The sequence below is a fragment of the Flavobacterium sp. IB48 genome (genome assembly GCF_016405855.1).
GTDB classification, from domain to species: domain Bacteria; phylum Bacteroidota; class Bacteroidia; order Flavobacteriales; family Flavobacteriaceae; genus Flavobacterium; species Flavobacterium ginsengisoli.
Map to the genome: position 1 here is coordinate 119644 of NZ_JAEFCA010000008.1, position 23303 is coordinate 142946.

Consider the following 23303-nt stretch of genomic DNA (forward strand, 5'->3'; position numbering starts at 1 on the left):
GTCTTTTTATTAGATTTCTGTACAAGTATCTTTTCTAGTTTCAAGATCTTTCGAGATTCTGTATGATATGTATCCGATGCCAAATATGATGGCAACAAGGATTGTCGTTATATAGTTTTCCATATTTTATTTTTCTTCGTTGTGAACTACAGCGATTGGTTTTCCGCTGAATTTTTCTTGTAAATGCTGGAACACAATGAATAATACTGGGATAATAAATAATCCTAGAATTACTCCAGAAAGCATTCCGCCTGCTGCTCCAATACTAATCGAATGATTTCCTTGAGCCGATGGGCCTTTTGCGCTCATCATTGGCACAAGACCTACCACAAAGGCAAGAGACGTCATAATAATTGGTCGCAGACGTAATTTTGCTGCACTAATTGAAGCTGCAATTAAACCTTGTCCAGATCTTCTTCTTTGCGCTGCAAATTCCACAATCAAAATGGCATTTTTAGCGAGAAGTCCAATCAGCATGACAAGTGCAACTTGTACGTAAATGTTGTTTTCGATTCCTGTTAAACCGATAGCCACAAATACTCCAAAAATACCTGCAGGAATTGATAAAATAACTGCTAGAGGAAGGATATAACTCTCATACTGTGCAGCAAGTAAGAAATAAATGAATATCAAACACAGTAAGAAAATTGTAGCCGATTGACCTCCCGAAGAAATCTCTTCACGCGTTTGGCCCGAGAATTCAAACCCGTAACCTGCAGGCAATTGTTGTTTTGCTACTTCTTCAATTGCTTTAATGGCATCTCCAGAACTAAATCCAGGTTTCGGAATGGCATTAATAGAAATTGAGTTAAACAAATTATATCTAGAAGCGGTTTCAGAACCATAAATACGAGTTAGTTTTACTAAAGTATTTATCGGCACCATTTCGCCAGTTTTGTTTTTTACGAATACACGATCAATTGCAGTTGGATCTGCTCTATCGGCAATATCAGCTTGAACGACCACACGGTAATATTTACCAAATCGGTTAAAGTCTGATGCCTGCGCACTACCAAAATAGGCTTGCATAGTCTGTAAAATGTCTTTTACATTTACACCTAACTGATTCGCTTTTTCGTCGTTGATATCCAATTGTAATTGTGGATAATCAGCTTTAAAACTTGTAAAGGCAACAGCAATTTCAGGACGTTTCATTAATTCGCCGATGAAATTTTGAGAAATACCACTGAATTTATCCAGTTTTCCTCCAGTTTTATCTTGAAGAACCAAATCTAAAGCTTCAACGTTACTAAATCCTGGAACGGTTGGGAAACTGAATACGAAGAAACTTCCTCCAGAAATTTCACCCAATTTACCGCGAACCTGATTCATGATTTCGTCAATGTTTTTAAGAGAACCACGATCTTCATTTGGTTTTAGCAATACGAAAACTACAGCAGCAGATGGACTTGTTGAATTTGTTAATAAGTTGAAACCAGAAACCGCTGTTACAAATCGTGAAGACTCTAAACCTCTTAAAGTATTTTCAGCTTCAGTCATTACTTTTTGAGTTCCGTCAAGAGATGTTCCAGAAGGCGTATTTACTGAGATTGCAATAAATCCTTGGTCTTCTGTTGGAATAAATCCAGATGGAGTTGTTTTAACCATTAACACGGTTGCTAATGTGATTAAAGCCAAACCTCCTAAACTCAACCATTTTCTTCTAATTAAGAATTTAAGTCCGCCAACATAACGATTCGTAAGCGAGTCAAAACTGCTATTGAAAGTGCTAAAGAACTTTTCTTTAAATCCTTTTTTCTCATACGGTGCATCGTGATCGTGAGATCCGTGATTGTCTTTTAAGAACAATGCCGCAAGAGCTGGACTCAATGTTAAGGCATTAACAGCCGAAATTACAATTGCAATCGCCATCGTAAAGGCAAACTGACGATAGAAAACTCCTGTAGAGCCTTCCATAAAACCAACCGGCAGGAATACAGCAGCCATTACCAGCGTAATCGAGATAATAGCACCCGTTATTTCGTGCATTGCTTCATGGGTTGCGATTTTTGGAGACAAACGTTTATGCTCCATTTTCGCATGCACCGCTTCGACTACCACAATGGCATCATCGACCACAATACCAATCGCCAGAATTAATGCGAAAAGCGTTAAAAGGTTGATCGAAAATCCGAATAACTGCATGAAGAAGAACGTTCCTAAAATTGCTACAGGTACAGCAATAGCCGGAATTAATGTTGATCTAAAATCTTGCAGGAAGATAAATACCACGATGAAAACTAAGATGAAAGCTTCAACTAAGGTATGTTCAACCTGTTCGATTGATTGGTCTAGAGATACTTTTGTACTATAGAAAATATTGTGTTTAATGCCTGTTGGAAAATCTTTAGAAGCTTTTTCCATCATTTTATTAATAGCAATCTGAATATCATTAGAATTTGATCCAGCTAACTGAATAACCCCAATTACGATTCCTTTTTTACCATTTAAACGTGTTAAACTGGTGTAAGAGTAAGCACCTAATTCTACTCTAGCAACGTCTTTTAAACGAAGAACAGAACCATCAGGATTAGAACGAATCGCAATATTTTGGTAATCCTCAGGTTTGGTTAGTTTTCCTTTGTATTTAATTACGTATTCAAAAACTTCCGTACTTCTTTCTCCAAATTTTCCTGGTGCAGCTTCCAAACTTTTGTCCTGAATCGCAGCCATAACTTCGCTTGGCGTTACTTTGTAAGTAGACATCTGTGTTGGATTTAACCAGACACGCATAGAATAGTCTTTTACACCACCAAAAATACTTGCAGAACCTACACCCGGAATACGTTTCAACTCGGGAATAATATTAATCTGAGCGTAATTAGCAATAAAAGTTTGATCATATTTAGCTTCATCTTCGGTATACATACCAATTGCCATGATGAAACTGTTTTGCTGTTTAGCTGTAATAATACCTTGCTGAACAACCTCGGCAGGAAGCTGGCTTGTTGCCTGCGCGACACGGTTTTGTACGTTTACTGCAGCTTGATCGGCGTTTGTTCCCAATTTAAAGAAAACAGTAATAGCCAAAGTACCATCGTTACTGGCAGTAGAACTCATATAAGTCATGTTTTCTACACCATTTATAGACTCTTCTAGAGAAGGTGCCACAGAACGTAAAACCGTTTCTGCGTTAGCTCCAGGATATACCGCCGTTACCAAAACTGATGGAGGCGCAATATCAGGAAACTGTTGTAAAGGCAGTTTAGTTAAACCAAGTACACCCAGAATCACCAATAAAATGGAGATAACAGTTGCAAGTACTGGTCTTTGTATAAATATTTTGAACATTTGATTTTATAATTATTTTTTGTTAGTTACTTCGGCAACTTTAGTTGATTTTTCAGGCTGAATCGCTTGTCCGTCCTGAAGTTTGTCAATACCGCTCAACACGATTTGGTCACCAGATTTTACACCGTCTTTAATTAAGTAATTTGCACCACTTTTCCCTACAACGGTAATTGGCATTTTGGTTACTTTGTTATCTTTTCCAACTGTGAAAACAAATACTTTGTCTTGCATTTCAACAGTAGCTGCTTGCGGAACCAAAATCGCATCATTGTGGTTTAATCCTAAACGGATTCTTCCTGTGTTTCCAGAACGTAATGTTCCGTTTGCATTTGGGAAAGTCGCTCTAATAGTGATCGCGCCTGTAGTTTTATCAAACTGACCGTCAACCATATCAATTTTTCCTGTTTGAGGATACGCATTGTTATCAGCCAAAATCAAAGTAACTGGAGGTAATTTTTTGATTTTATCACCAAGAGAACTTCCTTTATATTGCTCTTTAAAGTTGATGAAATCAGTTTCACCTAAAGAGAAATAAGCGAATACTTCGTGAACATCTGATAAAGTAGTAAGGGCTTCAACATCAGTAGCAGAAACTAAACTTCCTTGTTTTTTTGGTAATCTTCCAATGTATCCGCTCACTGGAGCAGTTACGTTTGTATAGCCTAAATTAATTTTAGCAGAACCTACCATTGCTTTTGCTTGTTCGATATTGGCAGCAGCAATTTTCTGAGAAGCCTTAGCTGTTTTTAACTGATAATCAGAAACTACTTTGTTTTGTACTAGTGGAGTCAATTTATCAACTTCTAGATTAGCATTGATCAAAGCCGCTTCTGCTGCGTGTAGACTTGCTAAGGCATTGTTTAACTGCTCACGGTACGGACGCTCATTGATTTTGAATAAAGTTTGTCCTTTGCTTACATAAGCTCCTTCGTCAACATAAATTCTGTCTAGGTTTCCGCTTACTTGTGGACGAATTTCAACATCAACAGTTCCTTGTATAGAAGCAGGATATTCAGCATCAGTAGTTGTATTGGCACTTGTGATTGCTAAAACTGGTAAAACCGGTGGTGGTGGTGGAGTAGGCGCTTGATTTTTGTCGCCACAGCTGCTTAATACTAAGGCCAGAATAAAACTGGTTATAATTACATTTTTCATTTTCATAGTGGTTTTAATTGGTTGAACATTTTCTCGGATAAAATTCTTTGGCATTCTGGCATTCTCGGGATTCATATTTAATTGAATTAAATTATCTAACGTTGTTAAGTAAAAGTGCGCAAATTTCCATACAGTAATCCTTTCCAATTCTATTTCGAATCAGTATTAAATTATCTAACGTTGTTAAGTAAAAGTCTAAAAAAAGAGCTTTTATTACCTTTATTAAATTTTCTAACAGTGTTAAGCGAAAGTTATAAAAAAAAGGATTTTACATTATCCCGTTTAAATCATTTTACACTGTTAAGTAAAATTGAAAATTTTTTTTATTGTATAGATTTGATGATACCAGTAATAGCATCCTTCAAAATCTGAGCATTTATTGTTTCTAAAATATCACTCTTGTTAATGATGTTGATGGCGATTAAACCATGAATAACAGAAAAGAAAGTAAAATATTTTTGTTTAATGATATCTTCACTAGGATTGCTGTCTTTCATAATTTCAGCAATAACACCAGTAAACAATTTGTAAGGTGCTTCCTGAGCCGAACATCGCTGTGCACAGCAAGTCATTTGAACACCAAACATAAGTTGATACATTTCAGTATTAGTAAAAGCGAAATCCCAATAAGTCATCCACATGGCTTCTAACTGATCTTCGGGTTTTTCAAACTTATCTTTTGCAGTTTGCAACTCTTTAGCCAGTTTTAAAAAACCTTTGCCTGTCAGTTCTTCTAGTATTGCTTCTTTATTCGAGAAATATTCATAAATAATAGGAGCAGTATATTCGATTCTGTCGGCAATTTTACGCATACTCAAACCATTCCAGCCTTCATCTTTTACGATATCATAAGCAGCGCCAAGGATATTGTTCCTTGTCTCTTCTTTTTGTCTTAAAATTCGATCTTTGCTAGCCATTGTATTCAAGTATTAAATCGTTTAACACTGTTAGGCAAATGTATGGCAGATTTTCTGATTATGAAATATTTTTACCATAATATTTTCTTATTGTTCCATAGATAGATCAGGAAGCCTTGAATTTATTGAGGTTTTCGCTTTTAATATTTTTTAGAAGCAGGACATTTTTCGTTTTTAAGAACGTTTTGTCCCGCTCTACATTATATTTTTTGTGGTGAACCCCACCACAAAAAGATGCCATTTCGATCGGGGCTAGGAGAGAACATAAATTTTTTCATTAGAACTTTGTCAAAGTTTACCACAAAGTTTGTCATTTCTCTTTCCTCGAAATGACAAGATTGTGAAAAATCGATAATAAAATCGATGATTTATTGATTACTTCATTCCGCGAACATTCATTTCTATCGTATAAACACTTTTACCCGCAGTAATAAATAACGTTTTAAATTTTTTCCCTCCAAAGCAAACGTTAGCTGTCCAAGGTTCAGGAACATCAATATGAGCTATTTTTTCTCCTTGTGGATTGAATATGGTAACTCCTTTTCCGCATAAGTAAATATTTCCCGACTCATCTATTGTCATTCCATCTGAACCTGATTCAGTAAACAGCGTCTTTTTACTTAAAGAACCATTACTTTCGATTGTATAAGAGTATGTTTTATTTCCTGCTATATCCGCTACGTATAGGGTTTTTCCATCCGAAGTCCCAATAATGCCATTTGGTTTTACAAGATCATTCTCAACGTTGGTAATTTTGGATTTATCCGGAGATAAATAGTAAACGCATTCTTTCTCTATTTCTTTGGAGGTATGTGTCCAGTAATCCCTTTGGTAAAAAGGGTCTGTAAAATAGATACCGCCTTTTGGATCAACCCAAAGATCATTTGGACCATTCAGCCTTTTTCCTTCAAAGTTGTTTAGTATTACCGTATAATTTTTGTTTTGGTCTATTTTCCAAAGTTGATTTTTTTCATCGGCGCAAGCCAAAAGATTGCCTTTGTGATCAAAATACAAACCGTTAGCTCTTCCTGCATTTTTCATAAAAACAGAGAGTTTACCATTTACGGACCATTTCATGATTCTATTATTAGGCTGATCCGTAAAATAAATATTTCCTTTCTTATCAGATGCAGGTCCTTCTGTAAAACTGAATTGATCCGATAGTTTTGTAAGAACTGCACCTTTTGCTATTATGGAATAGCTTTTTTCTTTTGATGTCTGAGCGCATATAAAATTTGTAAAAGTTAAAGTAATAAGAAATAAAAAATATGATTTTATTTTAGGTTGGAATGGGGTCATTATAAATAGGTTTAAAAAATGCTTTTAAAGCGTTTTTAAAAGTAATTTTTATTTTTGATATTCTGCAAAGTCGGGTTCAAATTTGCGTATAATTGAAGATTTTTTGGAGAATATGATTTTAAAGACAAAAATTGGAGTTTTATTTTAATCTCAATTTATTAAAAGCATTTTTTCGTAACATTACAATAAAAAAATGAAAACGCTAACTATCCTAAAAACCACAATCGCTGTTTTATTTTTCCAACAGATTTTCTCTCAAGAAATTAAAAAAGAAACTGCATCACCACAATACACCATCGAAAACTGTGTCAATCATTTTGATATAAATAAAGCCACCAAAACCAAAGTAGGCTATCAATATTGGTTTGCCAATAAAGATTTCACTCAAGAAAACACTTTAAAAATGAGCATCGTCGAACCTGGAAAATCGACGCATGCGCCACATCACCATCCTGAAGAAGAATTTTTCTATATCTTGGAAGGAACCGCAGAATTCTTCCTTGACGGAAAAACCATTACAGCTGGTCCAAATACCAGTTTCTATTGTCCACCAAATGCCGAACACGGAATTAGTAATGCAGGTAAAACAGATTTGAAATATTTGGTTATTAAAAAGGATTTGAGGTAAATATATTGCAGAAGTTCAAAAAAAAAATGTAATTATTTAAATTGCCTCTAGCTTTAGCTGGAGGTTAATAATTTAGTAAATGAAAAAGGCTTTAGCCAAAAAACACATTTGGCTAAAGCGTTAATAAAGAGTTACGAATAAGCTTCCAGCTAAAGTAGGAGGCCACTGAATATTTTATTTACTTCAATATAACAACTTCTTCAGGAATCATAAACAAAAGCGTACAGCCAGTTCTAGAAAATACAGAATGCGTGCTTCCTGGTGGCATGTATAAATAATCGCCAGCTTTTAATTCGTCTTTTCCAGAGCGTACTTCACCTTCTAGAACATAAATTTCTTCACCCGCTGGATGTACATGATTTGGGTACGACGCGCCGGGCTCAAATTTTAAAAGAAAAGTAGGTGGACGGTTAGTAGCGGTATCAAAGCGTAATACTTTAGCATAAATTCCATCTGTTTTTACACCTTCTTCTTGAAGTGGTTTCCACTCTAATTCATTGCTTTTTGTGATTTTAGTTTCCATAGTTATTCCAATTTATATTAGTTAATTTTTCAAAAGATATTCATCCAAACTCCATCGGTATTTGTCGGCAGTTGCTAAGAGAAAAGCGCCCATGGAAAAGACAAATACAGAATAATCAAGAGGATTTTTTATTCCGAAGGAATAAGTCATTGCCAACGCAAATAGAAAAGTTAAGATAGAAACGCCAATGGCAGTTTTTCTGGTTTGATATCCAATCAGCAATAAAACAGCAAATAAAGTTTCTAGAAAAGTGCTGATAATTGCAATTGACGGAATAAAACTTTGTGGTAAAAAGGAATTTACTTGTTCGGCGTACGCCAGAAAATTTTCCCATCCCGAAGATTGTTTTCCAAGCAAACCCAACCGACTCGAAACGGCAGATAAAAATCCAATTGCAATTGCGATTCGTAAAAGCAAAATGGCATAATCCTGATATCTTTTCATAAACTATTTTATTAGTAATTAATCAGATACAAAGATCAGGCTGTGGCTCTTTTTAAAGAATAGAGAATCTTGGAAAAAGCATGTAATTATGCTTGAAATCAAAAAGTCTTTTGACTAATATAACGTACTATTTGTCATTTCGACGAAGGAGAAATCTTCACAAGTGGCTCCGTTTCTAAAAGCCAATCTTTGTGGAGCTTCTCACGAAGATTTGCTTCGCCAGTTCGCTATCGCTCGAGCCTCCTTCGTCGAAATGACATAAAATGATATAAAACTTTGCAAATCTGTGACTTTGTGAGCAATTTTCTGCGTTCAACAAAACAATCGCTACAATTGAACAACTTTCTCCTTATAAGATTTCGGAGAAATATTGGTGTGTTTTTTAAAGAAGTTTGAAAAATAGAAAGGATCATTAAAACCTAAAGCATAAGCGGTTTCTTTTACCGATAATTTCTCATAAGTAAACAAACGTTTTGCTTCAGAAATAACTAATCCAAAAATGATATTTTGAGCTGTTTTATTGCAATGCAGTTTAGAGAGTTCGTTTAATTTGGTTTCGGTTGTACCGATTAAATTGGCGATTTCATTTACCGAAAGATTTTTGTCAAAATTCCCTCGAATAGCTTCTAGAAAATGTAGAAACAAAGCGTCTGGTTTGTAGATTTCTTCTCCCAATTTTATTTTAGAACGATTGATTTCGATTAAAATCAATTGAATTCTAGAGTGAATAGAGATGAGGTATTGATACGGTTTTTGGGTAATTTCCTGCTGAATAAGCTGTAAAGCATCGACAACCAATTTATCGTCATCTACTTTTATCACTTCATTCATTGCAAAATGACAGAACAAGCTGTTGTGGAAAATCAGCTCAATGTCATTATCATTTTTGCAGAAGAAATCATAAGTAAATTCGAGAACAAACCCGGTTGCGTTGCTGCTGTTTTTTATAAAATGAATTTGACCAGACGTTATTGTTAAGACCGAATTTTTGGTGATTAGATATTCGTTTTCATCTACCGAAAGCGTTATTTCGCCAGATGTACAAAAAAGAAGGACATATTTTAATACACGTCTAGGATGCTTTAAATCTTCTGCTTGTTCAAACGTCTTTATTTCAATCATTTGCTTTTGATTTTTAGCGCAATCCCGATAGCTATCGGGAGCTAAGATTTTGTAAAGTTATGTATTTAAAGAAATAGTTTTTCGAGCTTCATAACATTAATCAGCATGTTTTGCAAAATAATTAGAAGCCATTTCTACAATTGCTTCTTTTGTAGTAAAACTGTATTGTACTCCATGCTTAAGCGTGTAAGAATCTCCAAGTTCAGGATAATGCTGTTTTCCATCTATATGAAATGAATCTAGAACCGAGAGCCAGAGATTGCGGTGTTGATCTTTGAAATAAAACTGATCTTTATCTGAAACGACTAAGATTGTCCCATTATCATTATCAAGGATCGAAGTATTGTCGCTGTCCTCATAATCGCCCAAAATGGTAATATTGGTGCTGTATTTTTTGGACGTTAGTTCTACAATTTTTTTTGTTAGTGGCATAGGAAGTGGTATTTAAGTTGTCTTGGAATAGTAAATTTATAACCGCAAATTTTATTGGCATTACCCCTAAAAGTTATTTTTATGTCAAAATAAGGTTTTTTTAAGCATATTTCCGTCAGGTATGGAATCATGGATTTGAATCCTATCAAGACTGCCAATTGTAGAAGATTTGAATAAAGAGATTTGCTTTGAAAAAAAGCAAATAAAAAAGGACAGTAACTAATTAGTTGCTGTCCTTGAATAGATTGTAATTTGAATTTTAAAACTAAATCAAAATTTTAATATGTGGCATTCTAAGAATGTGTACGGTTGAGAGTTAATAAATATAAAGCAAAATGCAGGTTATTTTGTTTCTTTAGTCTCTTTGTTGTTTTGCCAGTTCATTTTCGATTAACATGAATAATAACAGGATTTCTACCGTCTAAATCTCTTTTTCCGCGCCCGAATAAACCAATTGCAGTATTTGTTTTTTTTGATTTTATTTCGAGTGGACTTACATAAGTGTATATTCCGTAACCGTGTCCGGAAACAATCCAGCCTTTTGTGTTTTTTAAACTAGTGATATCATAATCTTGAGATCGTTGCCCTTTATAAACAGGCCCAAACTTTTGTATAAGTTTTATGGCTTCAATTTCCAGATTGGAAATCTTATCTACATGTTCAAAAATGATATATGTTCCATTTTTAAACAAAACCCAATCCTGAAATTTCGGATTAATACTAAGTCTGACATGATGCAGTAACTCTGCTTCCGATATTTCGTCAGCGTTTTGATGGTTGACTTTCTGTTTCATAAAAGAAAATTTAAAAAGAGTATTATTTTAAATCGCTTAATAGATATTTTGTAGAAATGTGTTTTTCGAAATGATTTGCCTGTAAAAGTTTTAATTATATTATTATAAGGTATTTTTACGACTCGTTTTATTTCAATAAAAGCACCTTTAAACCAAATGTCTAAAGATGCTTTTTCAAAAAATATATAGAAGTAAGATTAAGATTCTGTATTACTTGGATCTTTTTTGCGGTAAAACCAATAAAATACTTGTGGTAAAACGGTAAGCGATAAAATCATACACGTTATTAAACCACCCACAATCATAATAGCTAATGGTTTTTGCACTTCAGAACCCATTCCAGTAGATAAAGCAGCAGGAAGCAATCCTAAAGATCCCATAAGGGCAATCATCACAATAGGACGAATTCTGCTGTGAATTCCGTGCGAAATAGCGTCTTTTAAATGCATTCCATTTCGCATATTTTCTCGAATCATTCCGATGAGGACGATACTGTCGATCGCGCTCACTCCAAAGAGAATAATAAACCCAATTCCAGCCGAGATTCCGAAAACGGTTCCCGTTACCCAAAGCGACAGGAATCCGCCGATAAAAGCATAAGGCATTGCGGTTACAGCAATCATAGTGTCTTTGAAATTTCCAAAATTGAAATACAACAGACATAAAATTAAGACCAAAACCACAGGAATAATCATCGCCAATTGTTTGGTTGCTCTTTCTTTGCTTTCAAATTCTCCTGCCCATTTCATGACGTTTTCTTTTGGAAGTTTTACTTCGGCAGCTACTTTTTTCTGTGCTTCATCAATCGTGCTTCCTAAATCTCGCCCTTCAATACTAAATCCAACGGCAATATAACGGCTGTTTCCTTCACGGTAAATAAAGGTTGGACCTGTTTTGTAATCTACCGTTGCAATTTCTTTTAACGGCACTTTTTTGCCATTTAGGGTCGGAATAAGAATACCTTCAATTTTTTCTTTAGAATCACGATATTCTTTTTCAAAACGTAATGTGATATCAAATATCTTTTCATCGTCATAAAATTTGGTTGCCGCTTGTCCGCCAATGGTCATTCTAATTACGGCTTGCGCATCGGCAGTAGTAACGGCATAACGCGCCATTTTTTCGTCGTCAAGCTGAATTCGTAATTCTGGCAATCCAATGTTTTTGTAGACATTAATATCTTCAATTCCTTTTACATCTTTGATTGAATTGGCAACTTTAGCAGCCATTTCTTCCAATTGAAAAAGGTCGCTTCCAAAAATCTTAATCGCCAGAGGACTTTTGACTCCAGCAACATATTCTTCGACATTATCCTGAATGGGCTGACTGAAACCAAAGGCAATTCCGGGATATACATCGAGCACTTTTTTGATCTCAGCAATTAACTCTTCTTTACTGATGTCGTGCTTCCATTCGTCTTTATGCTTTAATTCGATATGAAATTCGATATTGAAAAACCCTGTTGGATCTGTTCCGTCGTTCGGTCTTCCGGTTTGAGAAAGCACAAATTTTACTTCTTCAAACTTCCTTATTTTGGCTTTCATTTCCTTAGTCAATCTGACCGATTCATCGAGGTTGATGCTGTTTGGTAATGTTGCTCTTACGTAAATAGCCCCTTCATTCAGTTTCGGAATAAATTCTGATCCGTAAAAAGCAAACCTCGCGCAACATACCGCTAATAAAGCTAAAAATGCATAAAAAGTAGCTTTACGATGTTTGGTACTCCATTGAAACAGTTTAAAAAGGTTTTCTCTAAAGAAACGCGAAATCATATTTTCTTTCTCGACAATGTTTTTCGTCAGCATGACTTTACACATTGCTGGAACGTAGGTAAGCGATAAAAGCAATGAGCCTAAAAGCGCATAACTTAACGTAAAGGCTAGGGGAGAGAACATTTTTCCTTCCACTTTCGTGAAAGAGAAAATGGGCATCAACGCTACAATCAAAATGATTAAGGCAAAGAAAATATAAGTCGCTACGCTGCCGACACTTTTCTTGATTAATCCCATTTTACTCATGCTATTAAAGCGTTCCATTCCCACTTTATGCGCTTTCTTTTCGAGCGAAACAAAGACCTGTTCGACAATAACGAGCGTTCCTTCGAGCAGTAATCCGAAGTCTAAAGCTCCCATCGAAATTAAATTTGCTGGCAATCCCTGAATTCTCAGCATAACAATAGCAAACAAAAACGAAAGCGGAATTACAGATGCTACAATCAACGATGTTCTCCAGTTGTAAAGGAAAATAAACACGATTAGCGATACCAATAAAATACCTTCAACAAGGTTTTTGGTAACGGTTTTTACAGTTGTGTTTACCAATTCGGTACGATCAATAAACGGAACTATTTTGACATTATCGGGTAAAACTCTTTCATTAAGTTCAGCCAGACGTTCTTTAAGTCTTTTGATTACTTCACCAGGATTTTCTCCGCGAAGCATGACTACAATTCCTTCAACCACATCATCATTTCCGTCTAAACCAACTTGTCCTAATCTTGGTTTTGCTGAGATCGAAACTTCGGCTACGTGTTTTACTAAAACGGGAGCTCCGCCTTTTGTTTCAATTAAAATATTGCCAATATCTTCGACTTTATTAATTAAACCGACACCACGAACCACATAAGCCTGATCGCCACGCTGAATAACATCTCCGCCCACATTGATATTACTTTTCGAAACCGCTTCGTAAACGTCTAAAGCCGAAAGATTGTAATTTTCTAATTGTGTCGGATTAATTTTGATTTCGAACATTTTTTCTTCACCACCAAAACTTACCACATCGGCAACTCCGGGAACGGCGATTAGTTCTCTTTCAATGACCCAATCCTGAATGGCTTTGATTTCTTTAATCGGAAGATCACTTTTAATTACATATCTAAAGATCTCGCCCGTTGCTCCAGATGGCGGATCGATTTCTACATCAGCTCCTTCTGGAAGATCCAGTCCGTTAAGACGGTTTGAAGCATATTGCTGTGCATAAAAATCCTCTACGCCATCATCAAATAATACGGTTACAACCGATAAACCGAAAAGCGAAATAGAACGCACTTCTGCTTTTTTTGGAATGGTATTCATTTGTTTGGAAATAGGAAGCGTGATGAATTTCTCCACTTCTTCGGCACTTCTTCCTGGCCATTGCGTAATAATTCTTGCCCTTGTATTGGTTACGTCGGGAAAGGCTTCAATTGGTGTGTGAATGTAACTCACTATGCCGGCAACTAGTAATATAGCTGTCAGGAAAAAAACGATGAGGGAGTTTTTTAGCGAGAAAGCAACTAAACCTTGTACAAATTTTTTCATGTCTTGTATTGTGTTTATCTGTTTGGCAGATAATTAGTTTTTTAATCGTTCGTGAATTAAAAGCTGATTTTTGGTAATCACCATTTCGCCTTCTTTAACTCCGTCTTTAAAATAAACCCAGTTGTTGTTTTTAATAACCGGATTAATTTCTCTGGTTTCTATCGTGCAATCATTTTTATAAATTAAAATATGATCGCGATTATTGTCAAAAATTACTGCTTTTGCAGGAACAGCTTCCAGCATTTCGCCACCCAGACTTTTATCGATTGTAATATCTGCGGTCATTCCGGGTTTAAGCTTTAGGTTTTTGTTTTCCATTACGATTCTGGCTTTCAAAACATGTTCGTCGGCATCAAAAACTTTGGCCATCATTTTTATTTTTCCTTTAAAAATTTCTCCCGGATATGCTGGAGTTGTAACATCTACAGGCATATTTTCAGATACGTTTTTTAAATTACTTGTATACACATTCACCAAAACCCAGATTTCTTTTAAGTCAGAAATGGTAAATAACGGTTCGCTGCTGTCTGTAATCTGCATTCCTGGACTTATATTTTTGTCTACGATATAACCCTCAGTAGGCGCTTTAATTAAAAAAACAGATCTTTCGCTGCTCGCGCTAAACATAGCCAGATTGGCTCTTACATTTTCAAGCGAAGATTTTAAAACGTCGAGTTCGCTTTGTGCCTGCAGTAAATCTTTTTGTGACGAAATTCCATCTTCAAACATCGATTTTGCAGCTTGCAAATTGCGTTGTGCTACAGTTATCTGAGATTGAAGCGATTTGCTTTCAGACTGCATGCTGTTTAATTCGGTACTTTTTATTTCTGCCAAAACTTGTCCTTTTCGAACATAATCGCCCAAAGAGAAATTGGTTTTGGTAATAATTCCTTCTACAAGACTGTTAAACTGCACTACGTGATCGCCATTGTAAGTAATGTTTCCCGTAAGGTTTATAGATTCGCTTACAGTACGTTTTTGAATGGGTTCGATGGTAATTTTTTCTTTTAAAGCTTTATCGATGCAAAATTTCTCGTCTTTCGTTTCTTTAACTTCTTCTTTTTTGCCACATCCGTAAACGAGCATTAACCCAAGTATCGGGAGTAAAATAAATTTCTTCATTTGATTGTTATATTTTTGATAATTAGATTTAATTGATTTCCTGACCTGAGATATAGCGCAGTTCTTCCAGATTTTTGTTCAGGTCCATTTTAGAATTCAGCAGTATGGTTTTGTTGTCTAAGTAAGCATCGACAAAATCAAGATATTCTAACATGCTGGTATTTTTTTGAAGGAAGTTTTTACGATACGCTTCCAGAAGTTTATCCAGATCTCCTTCATAATCAGCTTCGATGCTGTCGTACAGTTTTTTGGTTACCAGTAAATTTTCATAAGATTGTAATACTTCCGATTGGATAGTAATTGTTTTTTCTTCTGCCAATAATTTCCCCTGATCGATGGCTAGTTTTGCGGCTTTTATATTTCCCTGATTTCGATTAAAAAACGGAAGATCAAGAGAGAAACCAACGCCCACAAAATCATTCATTAAACTCGCCCCACGGTCATAACTCACACCAAGTGTAACATCGGGTGTTCGCATGGCTTTTTCGTATTTGTATTTGTTGTCGTTATAATCGTTTCCGAGTTTAAGCACTTTCATATCAGGACGGTTTTCAACAGCCGAAGCCAATAGGTTTCCTAAATTGATGTTGTCAATATTCTTATTATCGGGAACAAAACCATCATCAGTAAGTTTGATATAATTTGTTGCCGGAAGATTCATTAAAACTTTAAGCTCTTTCTGCAAAGCATTATTGTCCTTTTGCAAATCGGCTATTTCTTTTAAGAATTGAAGTTCAGTTGCTTTTAGTCTGATGTATTCGCCTTTGCCAACATTGCCTTGTTTTACCTGATTTCCGTAAGCTTTCAGTAAAGTTTGCATAGACGAAAGCTGTTTTTTATAAATTGATTGCTGCGCCTGATTGTATTGCAGTTCGGTAAGATTGGCTCTAAATTCGATTTTGAGATTACGTAAAAAGGTTTTGAAGTATTCTTTGGCAATATCAACGCCCACTTTCTCCATGGCAATCATTTTCTTGCGTTTTCCGGCAGTCTGAACCAACTGTTCCAATTCTGCGGTAACTTGCGAAGTTGTACCAAAGTTTCCCCAAAGTGGAGGCAATTGCTGTGCTGTGGCATTGTTCCAAAGGTTGATTTCGCCGATTGTAAGCGTCGGATTGGGCCATAGTTTTGCCTGAATAACCTGCGCATCGGCAATATCGATATTCAGTTTTTCGGAAATAAGAGAGATATTCTTCTCCAAAAACAAAGCCTCGGCCTGTGGTCTGGAAAGAACAATTGTATCGTTTATTGCATTAAGCTGCGCCACGCCTTTGTGCGATGCAATAACGAGCAGGGTTAAAAGTATACGTTTCAAATTAAAAAGTTTTAATAAGCAGCAAAGTTATCTGCGACGTATTAGCCTCTAATTTGATGTGTGTTATAAGACGGTTAGAGCAACATTAGAAAACGGTTAGAGTGGCGGAAATAGTAGCGTTACCGTTGTTCCTTCGTCTTTTTTGGATGTAATGGTAAAATCAATATTGTTTTGTTTGAAGATAATATTGGCCAACGAAAGTCCAACACCGCTTCCTTTAATATCTTTTACATTTTTGCCTCTGTAAAAGGTTTGTTTAATGAAGGTTAAGTCGTCTTCGCTTATTCCTGTTCCGCGATCTTCAATGACAATTTTAAGCTGATTGTCTTGTTCCAGCAGACTTATTTTAATAGGTTTTCCGTTAGAATATTTTACGGCGTTTTCTATAATATTGTATAAAGCGATTTTAATTTCGTTGCTGTTTCCTTTTATAGAAAGCAGTTTATCGTTTACTATTTCTAGAACGATTTGTATCGGAGCATTTTTTAGATCGTAAATAGCGGGAAGCTGATCGTTAATGTCCCAAACTAATTCATCAACTCTGAAAATTTCGTTGAGTTCTGTATTGTTTCGCAAACCCGAAAGCATCATTAAAGTATTCATAGTGTCTTCGATCTGATAGACATTTTCCAATACTTTTTCAGACATTTCTTTGTATTCGGCACTTGATCTGTCTTTTTGGGCAAATACTTCTAAGTTTCCTGAAATTGCAGTTAAAGGCGTTTTAAATTCATGCGAAACATAATTAATAAAGTTTTTCTGAATGATAAAAGTATCCGATAAGCGGGTAAACAAATTGTTGTACGTTTTTACCAATTCCTGGATATCGTCTTTGGTGTCGGGAGTAACAATCTGACGGTCCAGCGACGAAGCCTGAATTTCGTTTACCTGATCAATAATGTTTTTTATAGGACTATAAGCCAGATTAGAAAGCACACGGCTCACAATGTAAATCGTAATCAATCCGATGATTAAAACCATAATCATAATGATTTGCAATCGGTCGGTCATGGTTTTAAATTCGACGTCATTTTTTTTAACGAAAACCACAAAATCTCCTTGATTGTCATGATAGTAACTTCCGAAATAAAAATGATGTTTGGATTTAAAATGCAGTTTTCGATTTTTTCGAATATAATCCAGTCTTTCTGCATTGATATTGTTGTCTACAGTTTTGTCTCCGTAAACAATTTGATTTTTGTCGTTGTAAACACGCGTAATAATCTCAAGTGAATTCTCTCTGAATTGCTGTCCAATCAACAAATGCTGATTCTCGGGCAATTCATCTTTTTCGAGATAGAAAATCCCCGTTAATAAACACGTTTTTTGCAGCTCGTTATAAATTATCTTTTCCGAATAACTGTAGAAAGAATAATACGTAATAAGAGAAGCAATGACAAAGACAACGCTAAAAGTAAAAGACGATATTAAGGTAAACCTATTGCGTATTTTCATAACTCTTCTTTAAGCATATATCCTGTTCCTTTTATGGTATGGATAAATTTATGATTTTGCTCAATTTTGTTTCTTAAATAAGAAATATATACATCGACAACATTGGTGTTATTGTCGTAATTAATGCCCCAAACTGCGTTTAATATTTGCGTTCTCGGAATTACTTTGTTTCGGTTTTCTAATAAATACAACAGCAGTTTGTACTCTCTTGGAGATAAATCGATTAACTTATCGCTTTCGGTAACCTTATGTTCCGCTGGATTTATGGTTAAACTTCCTAGAGTGTATAAGGTTTCTTCTTTGTCATAATTAAATTTTGTTCTACGTGTAAGGGCGTTGACTCTAGAAATTAATTCTTTAAAATGAAACGGTTTTACCAAATAATCATCGGCGCCAGAATCTAAAGCGGTTACTTTATCGTCGGTATCGCTCAAAGCGCTTAACATTAAAACGGGTGTATGATTTTTTTTGAAACGCATAAGTTTCACCAACTGAATTCCGTCAATTCCCGGAAGCATAATATCCATTAAGATAATATCCCAAATATCCTGTTGAATAAGATCTCTGGCAATCTCGCCCGTTTCGGCCAGATGCACAGTAAAGTTGTTTTCCTCCAAACCTTTTACTATAAATTCGCTAATGCGTTTATCATCTTCAATGAGTAAAACATTCATAAATGGTATATTATAATGGTTGCTGTTTTGATTAAAACGGAAATGCTTTAATCGTCTGATAAGTTGTTTTCAAAAAAATAGGATGATCAAAAATAACAATTATTTTTTGAACCCTATAGGAACAGATAAGTGATTGAAGATTTTTAAGGTATTTTTAAAGTAGGTTGTTATTTCGACCGAAGGGAGAAATCTTCGTGAGAAACTCCACAAAGATTGGAGATGAATAGATTTGATAAGAATTCCGGAGGAATGAAATATTTATAGATTCATAAAACATACCGTACCAAAAGCTCCAGCGGAGCGATATATTGTCGATAAGATTTCACCCCTCTGGGGCTCTTTGAATGGGATAAATTGTTTTCTATAAATATTTCGTCCCTCTGGGACTTTTTCTTAAACTTTCATGGTATAAAATAGTAAACCAAATTGATAGGAGTTTTATATAATTTTAGTTTAATTTTTAATAAAAAATTGATTTCCAATTAATTAACTTTTATTAAAGAAAGCTTTAACAGCGTCTATTTCTACTGGCTGTTTGAAATAACTAATTTTAACTTAAATCAAAATTAATAACATTTTAAATATTTGAAATTATGAAAAAGAATATCGCCATATTAGCCACAAACGGTTTTGAAGAATCAGAATTAGCATCACCAAAAGCCTATCTGGAAGAGCAAGGTTGGAATGCAGATATCGTCAGTTTGAAATCTGGAACGATCAAATCTTGGAAAGACGGAAATTGGAGCAAAGAATACAATGTTGATGTCGTATTAGATCAGGCAAATGAAGCATATTATGATGCTTTGGTTATTCCAGGTGGAGTAATAAATCCTGATTTATTGAGAAGAGAAGAGGCTGCAGTAAATTTTGTACGTTCTTTTTTTGAAAGTAAAAAACCAGTAGCTGCTATTTGTCACGGACCTCAAATTCTAGTAGATGCTGACGTTTTAGAAGGTCGAAAAGTAACTTCGTTCTTCTCTATTAAAAATGATTTGAAAAATGCCGGAGCACAATGGGAAGACTCAGAAGTAGTCGTAGACAACGGATTAGTAACCAGCCGAAACCCAAATGATTTGCCCGTTTTTAATAAAAAAATGGTGGAAGAAATTAAAGAAGGAATACACGAGCGCCAGAGAGTCTAAAAAAGAAATTCCTATTTAGATTTGTCAAATTAGAAAATGCAGGATCATATTTTGGTTTTGCATTTTTTTGTGATAAATATTGTGGGGTTTTGACTTCGCTCTGCCTGATAAAGGTGTTCAATTTGTCTATTCGTTTAGTTTGTCATTTCGAGGAACGAGAAATCTCCACAAGTAGCTCGACAAAGATTGGCGATTAAAATTATGGAGTTTCTCGCGAAGATTTCTCCCTTCGGTCGAAATGACAAGATTGTGTCAATCCGTACAGTTTGTCATTTCGACGTAAGGAGAAATCTTCGTAAGTAGCTCTACAAAGATTAGCGATTTAGATTGCGGGGCTTCGACTTCGCTCAGTCTGACAAATGTTTGGTGTTTTATTTATCTGTAAATAAAGAAAAGTATTATTACAACAATCCCAATTATTATATCTGGACTAACATGATTGAAAAAAATCGGTTTTTCAGAAAAAGAATATACTATTCCTGTCATAAGTGATATTGCAAAAAGTATTATGAATCCAAGTTTTCCATCATTATTATCTGCTTTATTTCTACATTTTATGTCAAGATAATCTTTGTTGTTTTTAATAAGAGAATGAATTTCACAGGAAGTGTCCTTATCAAAATCTTCTATATCGGCTTTTAGAATTGAAATTGATATTGTATCTCCAGCTTTTACTTCATTTATTATTTCATCGTCATTAACACATTTATAATCAAAAGTTCCAATTTCAAAATTGCTCTTATTGTTTATACACTTGAATTCAATCCATTTTCTTGCATGTTTTCCTTTCGTTTCTTTAAATTGAGGTTTAGAAGAAATTATTAGATTTTCGTAAACTTTAAGATTAAATGGTTTTATTATATATTCACCGCTTATTACTTTAATAAAAAAAATGAACCCAACTATAAAACAAATAATGGCTACAGTTAGATATTGTTTTTGCTTTTCTTCCCAAGCGTCAGTGTGATCTTTCATAAAAATTTAATGCAAAATAGTTCGAGTTGACGAAAATACAAATTAAAATAATTTTTAACCGTCTAATTATTGTAGGTAAAAACTTTCTTTTATTGATGTTTTTCTCTACATTTGAAGCTCTTAAATCTTCACATTTAAAATAAAGTAAAATTTGCCTTTATGGTTTGACAAGTAATTCAAATTACAATGTCTTAACCAAATAGGCTTTAATTCATTAAATGGAAGAATGAACACAACAAACAACCTTTCCAAAGAAGCCGAAACAAGGCTGATTGATTTTTTTAACCATATTATAAATCCCGAAGATATGGCTAAAATTTTAAGACAAGTAAATTGCATTTTAGCTCTCGGCATAATGCGACAACACGAAACCCTTCAAATTGGATTAACCAATTTTGAAGACAATTATTATTGGCTCAATGAATTGGCAGAGATTTTGAATCCTTATTTGAGTGAGGAGTAGAGTTTATAAAATGGAAAAACCTCGACTTTTAAGGTCGAGGTTTTTGGTTTTTTAAAGTATAATATATTCATTACTTTATAGGCAAGGATTGTAAATCTGAGCTATCGGGTTAGGTGCAGTTTAAACTATAAATTTACTTTTTTGAGTTCAAATTTTTTAGAAATTTCTTCGTCAATTGAAGCTACAAAATTAAATAATTGGAGATTTATGGTAGATACATACTCGAAGTCAAAAATCAAATACTGTCCAATAGAATTTTTTAAATCAGGAAATTGTCTTGCAAAGTCTTTCGATATTTTTCTTCTATTATGTACGGTAAGATTTCTTTGCTTAATAAGTTTATTTATATTTTCCTTTGCGAGCTTAGTTTTAAAAATATCTATTCCTAAACGACTTTGAAAAAATTTCTCGATGTCCTCAATCCCTTTGTAAAATAGTTCTTCAATCTTTTTATCAGATATTGCATTTATTAAGTCACTAAGTGATTCATGTTGCAGAATAAAGTCCAATCTCTCGGTTTCTTGCGATTTTAATATTTGTGGTTTCGTAGAAACAACCTCTGAAAGAATTTCTTTAAAGTAAATTGTGAGATTATCGATTGAGCTCACATATATCATTGAACATAGATGCTCCTCATAAAATCCTATATTTAGAAAAGTATCGATATTGCTATTAAGACTTTTTTTGACAATTTCTGGATTGTAAACATGATTATATATTCCCTTAAGATATTCTTTTGCTTCATTATTGTTTTTTAAAATAAGTTTACTGCCAACCTCTACATAACTGATAAGCATTTCAGATCGTTGCACTCCTTGCCGAAATCTTAAAAAAGATTCAGTTGATTCGGCAATTATTTTTGCGGGATATTTTTGATTATCTTCATTCATACGACGGTCATCAATTAAATAGAACACAACGTTCTGGTGCTACAAGCGGTTTGCGGATTATGAAACTGAGTATTTTGAGCTTAACGAAAATAGTAGTAAAAAACGATAATTCCACTAAATCCGCAAATCGCCTGTAACGGCTGTTATAGCCAGTTATCTTATTTTGTTTAATTCAACCTTACGCCGATTTATCGAAAGACCGACAATTAAAATAAAAGGGATCAATAATGACCCTAGTTTTTTTTATGTATTTAGTTTGCAGCTTGTTCCATTATTTCTAATAAAGTTAATGCTCTCGCATCAGGGCGTAAAGATTCAACTTGGTTATTATATTGATACTTCACTAAATAGTTTTTCGTGGATGAAGCTTGTCCCGTAAAATTCTTCTCAAGACTAAAACTTGCAAAGACCTTTGCAGATAAATCTGCCTTTTGTGTAGCAGATAAATTTGCATCGGCGTTTATTATCGTCTCGATGTCAGTCTTTGAAATTTTTGAAACATCGTATTTTATAGTCAAAACCAAAACTCCATAACCGTCCGCAAGGTACGCTTTGTTATTCGCATAATAATTATGATAGTTTTTAGTGAACAAATTTGTGTTTTTGCGTGGAGGAGTTTTTTGATAACCAGTGAACAATTCGACGAGCTTTCCTGTAAAAAATGGGTTGAATTCAATATCATAATATTTTCCCTCTAAATCTACTTCATTCTTTACAAGACTTTCTATCTGTGCTTTTATTTCTCCAGAAATACTACCTTGAGTTTCTAAAACCGACTTGACATTAGCTTCCAGTTTGGATTTGAAAAGCTGTTTTAATTTATGTTCTTGTTGGACTTCTACTGGATGGATGTCTACAATCTGCTTTTCCAATTCTTTCCTAATTCCCGCGTGTTCAGGTAGGAATAAATATTGTTTTTTCTCGTAGCCAAACCTATTATTAAAATTATTTACAAAAACTATCCACTGCGTTTCACTCATTATATCCGCAGTAGGCACATAATTTGGTAAAACAGATTCCGTCAAATAATCAAGGTAAATTTTATCTATATCGCCGTAATCGCCTGATAAAAATATATGATTTACAAGGTTATTCTTTCCCCGTAGATTGTCCTTATCAACTAACACGCCCATGTTGTCTAACAAGTTTTTTGGCTCTAATGGATCTTCAATAGCTTTTGAAACACGTGGAGCGTTCTTTGGTCCAAATTTGTCTGTGCCATTTACGTCAATAGATGTAATTTTTGCTTTGTATAAATAAATTTTTTCACTGCAACTAAATAAGCAAACACTTAAAGCAAGTAGGGTAACAGTTTTTTTCATGTTTATATAATTAATTGGTTATTTGCTTAATATAAAAG

Annotated in this window: 20 protein-coding genes; 3 read left to right on the top strand and 17 right to left on the bottom strand. The window is 34.5% G+C overall.

Translation table 11 applies throughout. The features are described 5' to 3' along the window. Positions 1 to 126: 126 nt before the first annotated feature. From JC605_RS20420 to JC605_RS20435, 4 genes are all read right to left on the bottom strand, one after another. On the bottom strand, positions 127 to 3291 hold the full coding sequence (locus JC605_RS20420; RefSeq protein WP_198857944.1) for an efflux RND transporter permease subunit: 3165 nt from the start codon (positions 3289 to 3291) through the stop codon (positions 127 to 129). 12 nt (positions 3292 to 3303) lie between these two features. Beyond that, positions 3304 to 4521, bottom strand: coding sequence for an efflux RND transporter periplasmic adaptor subunit (locus JC605_RS20425; protein ID WP_198857945.1), 1218 nt, complete (start codon positions 4519 to 4521; stop codon positions 3304 to 3306). A 248-nt stretch (positions 4522 to 4769) separates the two neighbouring features. Continuing rightward, positions 4770 to 5363, bottom strand: coding sequence for a TetR/AcrR family transcriptional regulator (locus JC605_RS20430; protein WP_111377152.1), 594 nt, complete (start codon positions 5361 to 5363; stop codon positions 4770 to 4772). Positions 5364 to 5738: 375 nt separating this feature from the next. After that, entirely contained in the window at positions 5739 to 6662 is a 924-nt protein-coding gene (locus JC605_RS20435) for an SMP-30/gluconolactonase/LRE family protein (RefSeq protein WP_198857946.1), read from the bottom strand. Positions 6663 to 6855: 193 nt separating this feature from the next. Between JC605_RS20435 and JC605_RS20440 the strand changes: the two genes are divergently transcribed. Continuing rightward, positions 6856 to 7290, top strand: coding sequence for a cupin domain-containing protein (locus tag JC605_RS20440; RefSeq protein ID WP_198857947.1), 435 nt, complete (start codon positions 6856 to 6858; stop codon positions 7288 to 7290). Between the two features lie 178 nt (positions 7291 to 7468). Here the strand turns inward: JC605_RS20440 and JC605_RS20445 are convergent, their stop codons facing one another. From JC605_RS20445 to JC605_RS20490, 10 genes are all read right to left on the bottom strand, one after another. Continuing rightward, positions 7469 to 7813, bottom strand: a complete 345-nt coding sequence (locus JC605_RS20445; RefSeq protein WP_198857948.1) for a cupin domain-containing protein — start codon at positions 7811 to 7813, stop codon at positions 7469 to 7471. Positions 7814 to 7834: 21 nt separating this feature from the next. Further along, positions 7835 to 8257, bottom strand: a complete 423-nt coding sequence (locus JC605_RS20450) for a DoxX family protein (protein WP_198857949.1) — start codon at positions 8255 to 8257, stop codon at positions 7835 to 7837. 327 nt (positions 8258 to 8584) lie between these two features. Then, entirely contained in the window at positions 8585 to 9379 is a 795-nt protein-coding gene (locus tag JC605_RS20455) for an AraC family transcriptional regulator (RefSeq protein ID WP_198857950.1), read from the bottom strand. 96 nt (positions 9380 to 9475) lie between these two features. Beyond that, positions 9476 to 9811 carry a hypothetical protein gene (locus tag JC605_RS20460; RefSeq protein WP_198857951.1) on the bottom strand — a complete coding sequence of 112 codons (336 nt, stop codon included), beginning with the start codon at positions 9809 to 9811 and terminating at the stop codon, positions 9476 to 9478. Between the two features lie 380 nt (positions 9812 to 10191). Beyond that, positions 10192 to 10605 carry a hypothetical protein gene (locus JC605_RS20465; protein ID WP_198857952.1) on the bottom strand — a complete coding sequence of 138 codons (414 nt, stop codon included), beginning with the start codon at positions 10603 to 10605 and terminating at the stop codon, positions 10192 to 10194. A 197-nt stretch (positions 10606 to 10802) separates the two neighbouring features. Further along, on the bottom strand, positions 10803 to 13907 hold the full coding sequence (locus JC605_RS20470) for an efflux RND transporter permease subunit (RefSeq protein WP_198857953.1): 3105 nt from the start codon (positions 13905 to 13907) through the stop codon (positions 10803 to 10805). A 33-nt stretch (positions 13908 to 13940) separates the two neighbouring features. Beyond that, positions 13941 to 15029: an efflux RND transporter periplasmic adaptor subunit gene (locus JC605_RS20475; protein WP_198857954.1), complete on the bottom strand. Its 1089-nt coding sequence runs from the start codon at positions 15027 to 15029 to the stop codon at positions 13941 to 13943. A gap of 28 nt (positions 15030 to 15057) precedes the next feature. Next, entirely contained in the window at positions 15058 to 16344 is a 1287-nt protein-coding gene (locus JC605_RS20480) for a TolC family protein (RefSeq protein ID WP_198857955.1), read from the bottom strand. 96 nt (positions 16345 to 16440) lie between these two features. Beyond that, a complete protein-coding gene (locus JC605_RS20485; protein WP_198857956.1) occupies positions 16441 to 17799 on the bottom strand; it encodes a HAMP domain-containing sensor histidine kinase in 1359 nt (452 codons plus the stop codon). Then, a complete protein-coding gene (locus JC605_RS20490; protein ID WP_198857957.1) occupies positions 17796 to 18473 on the bottom strand; it encodes a response regulator transcription factor in 678 nt (225 codons plus the stop codon). Before JC605_RS20490 ends, JC605_RS20485 begins: the two co-directional genes overlap by 4 nt. Before the next feature lie 593 nt (positions 18474 to 19066). Between JC605_RS20490 and JC605_RS20495 the strand changes: the two genes are divergently transcribed. Then, positions 19067 to 19615, top strand: a complete 549-nt coding sequence (locus JC605_RS20495; protein WP_198857958.1) for a type 1 glutamine amidotransferase domain-containing protein — start codon at positions 19067 to 19069, stop codon at positions 19613 to 19615. A 375-nt stretch (positions 19616 to 19990) separates the two neighbouring features. Here the strand turns inward: JC605_RS20495 and JC605_RS20500 are convergent, their stop codons facing one another. After that, positions 19991 to 20590 carry a hypothetical protein gene (locus tag JC605_RS20500; RefSeq protein WP_198857959.1) on the bottom strand — a complete coding sequence of 200 codons (600 nt, stop codon included), beginning with the start codon at positions 20588 to 20590 and terminating at the stop codon, positions 19991 to 19993. Positions 20591 to 20816: 226 nt separating this feature from the next. On the opposite strand from JC605_RS20500, the gene JC605_RS20505 reads away from it, so the two are divergent. Continuing rightward, positions 20817 to 21053 (top strand): hypothetical protein, encoded by a 237-nt coding sequence (locus tag JC605_RS20505; RefSeq protein WP_198857960.1) that lies wholly within the window; start codon positions 20817 to 20819, stop codon positions 21051 to 21053. A 125-nt stretch (positions 21054 to 21178) separates the two neighbouring features. On the opposite strand, the gene JC605_RS20510 is transcribed toward JC605_RS20505, so the two are convergent. Both JC605_RS20510 and JC605_RS20515 read right to left on the bottom strand, forming a co-directional pair. Beyond that, entirely contained in the window at positions 21179 to 21943 is a 765-nt protein-coding gene (locus JC605_RS20510) for a hypothetical protein (protein ID WP_198857961.1), read from the bottom strand. Positions 21944 to 22194: 251 nt separating this feature from the next. Next, entirely contained in the window at positions 22195 to 23265 is a 1071-nt protein-coding gene (locus tag JC605_RS20515) for a hypothetical protein (protein ID WP_198857962.1), read from the bottom strand. Between the last annotated feature and the right edge of the window lie 38 nt (positions 23266 to 23303).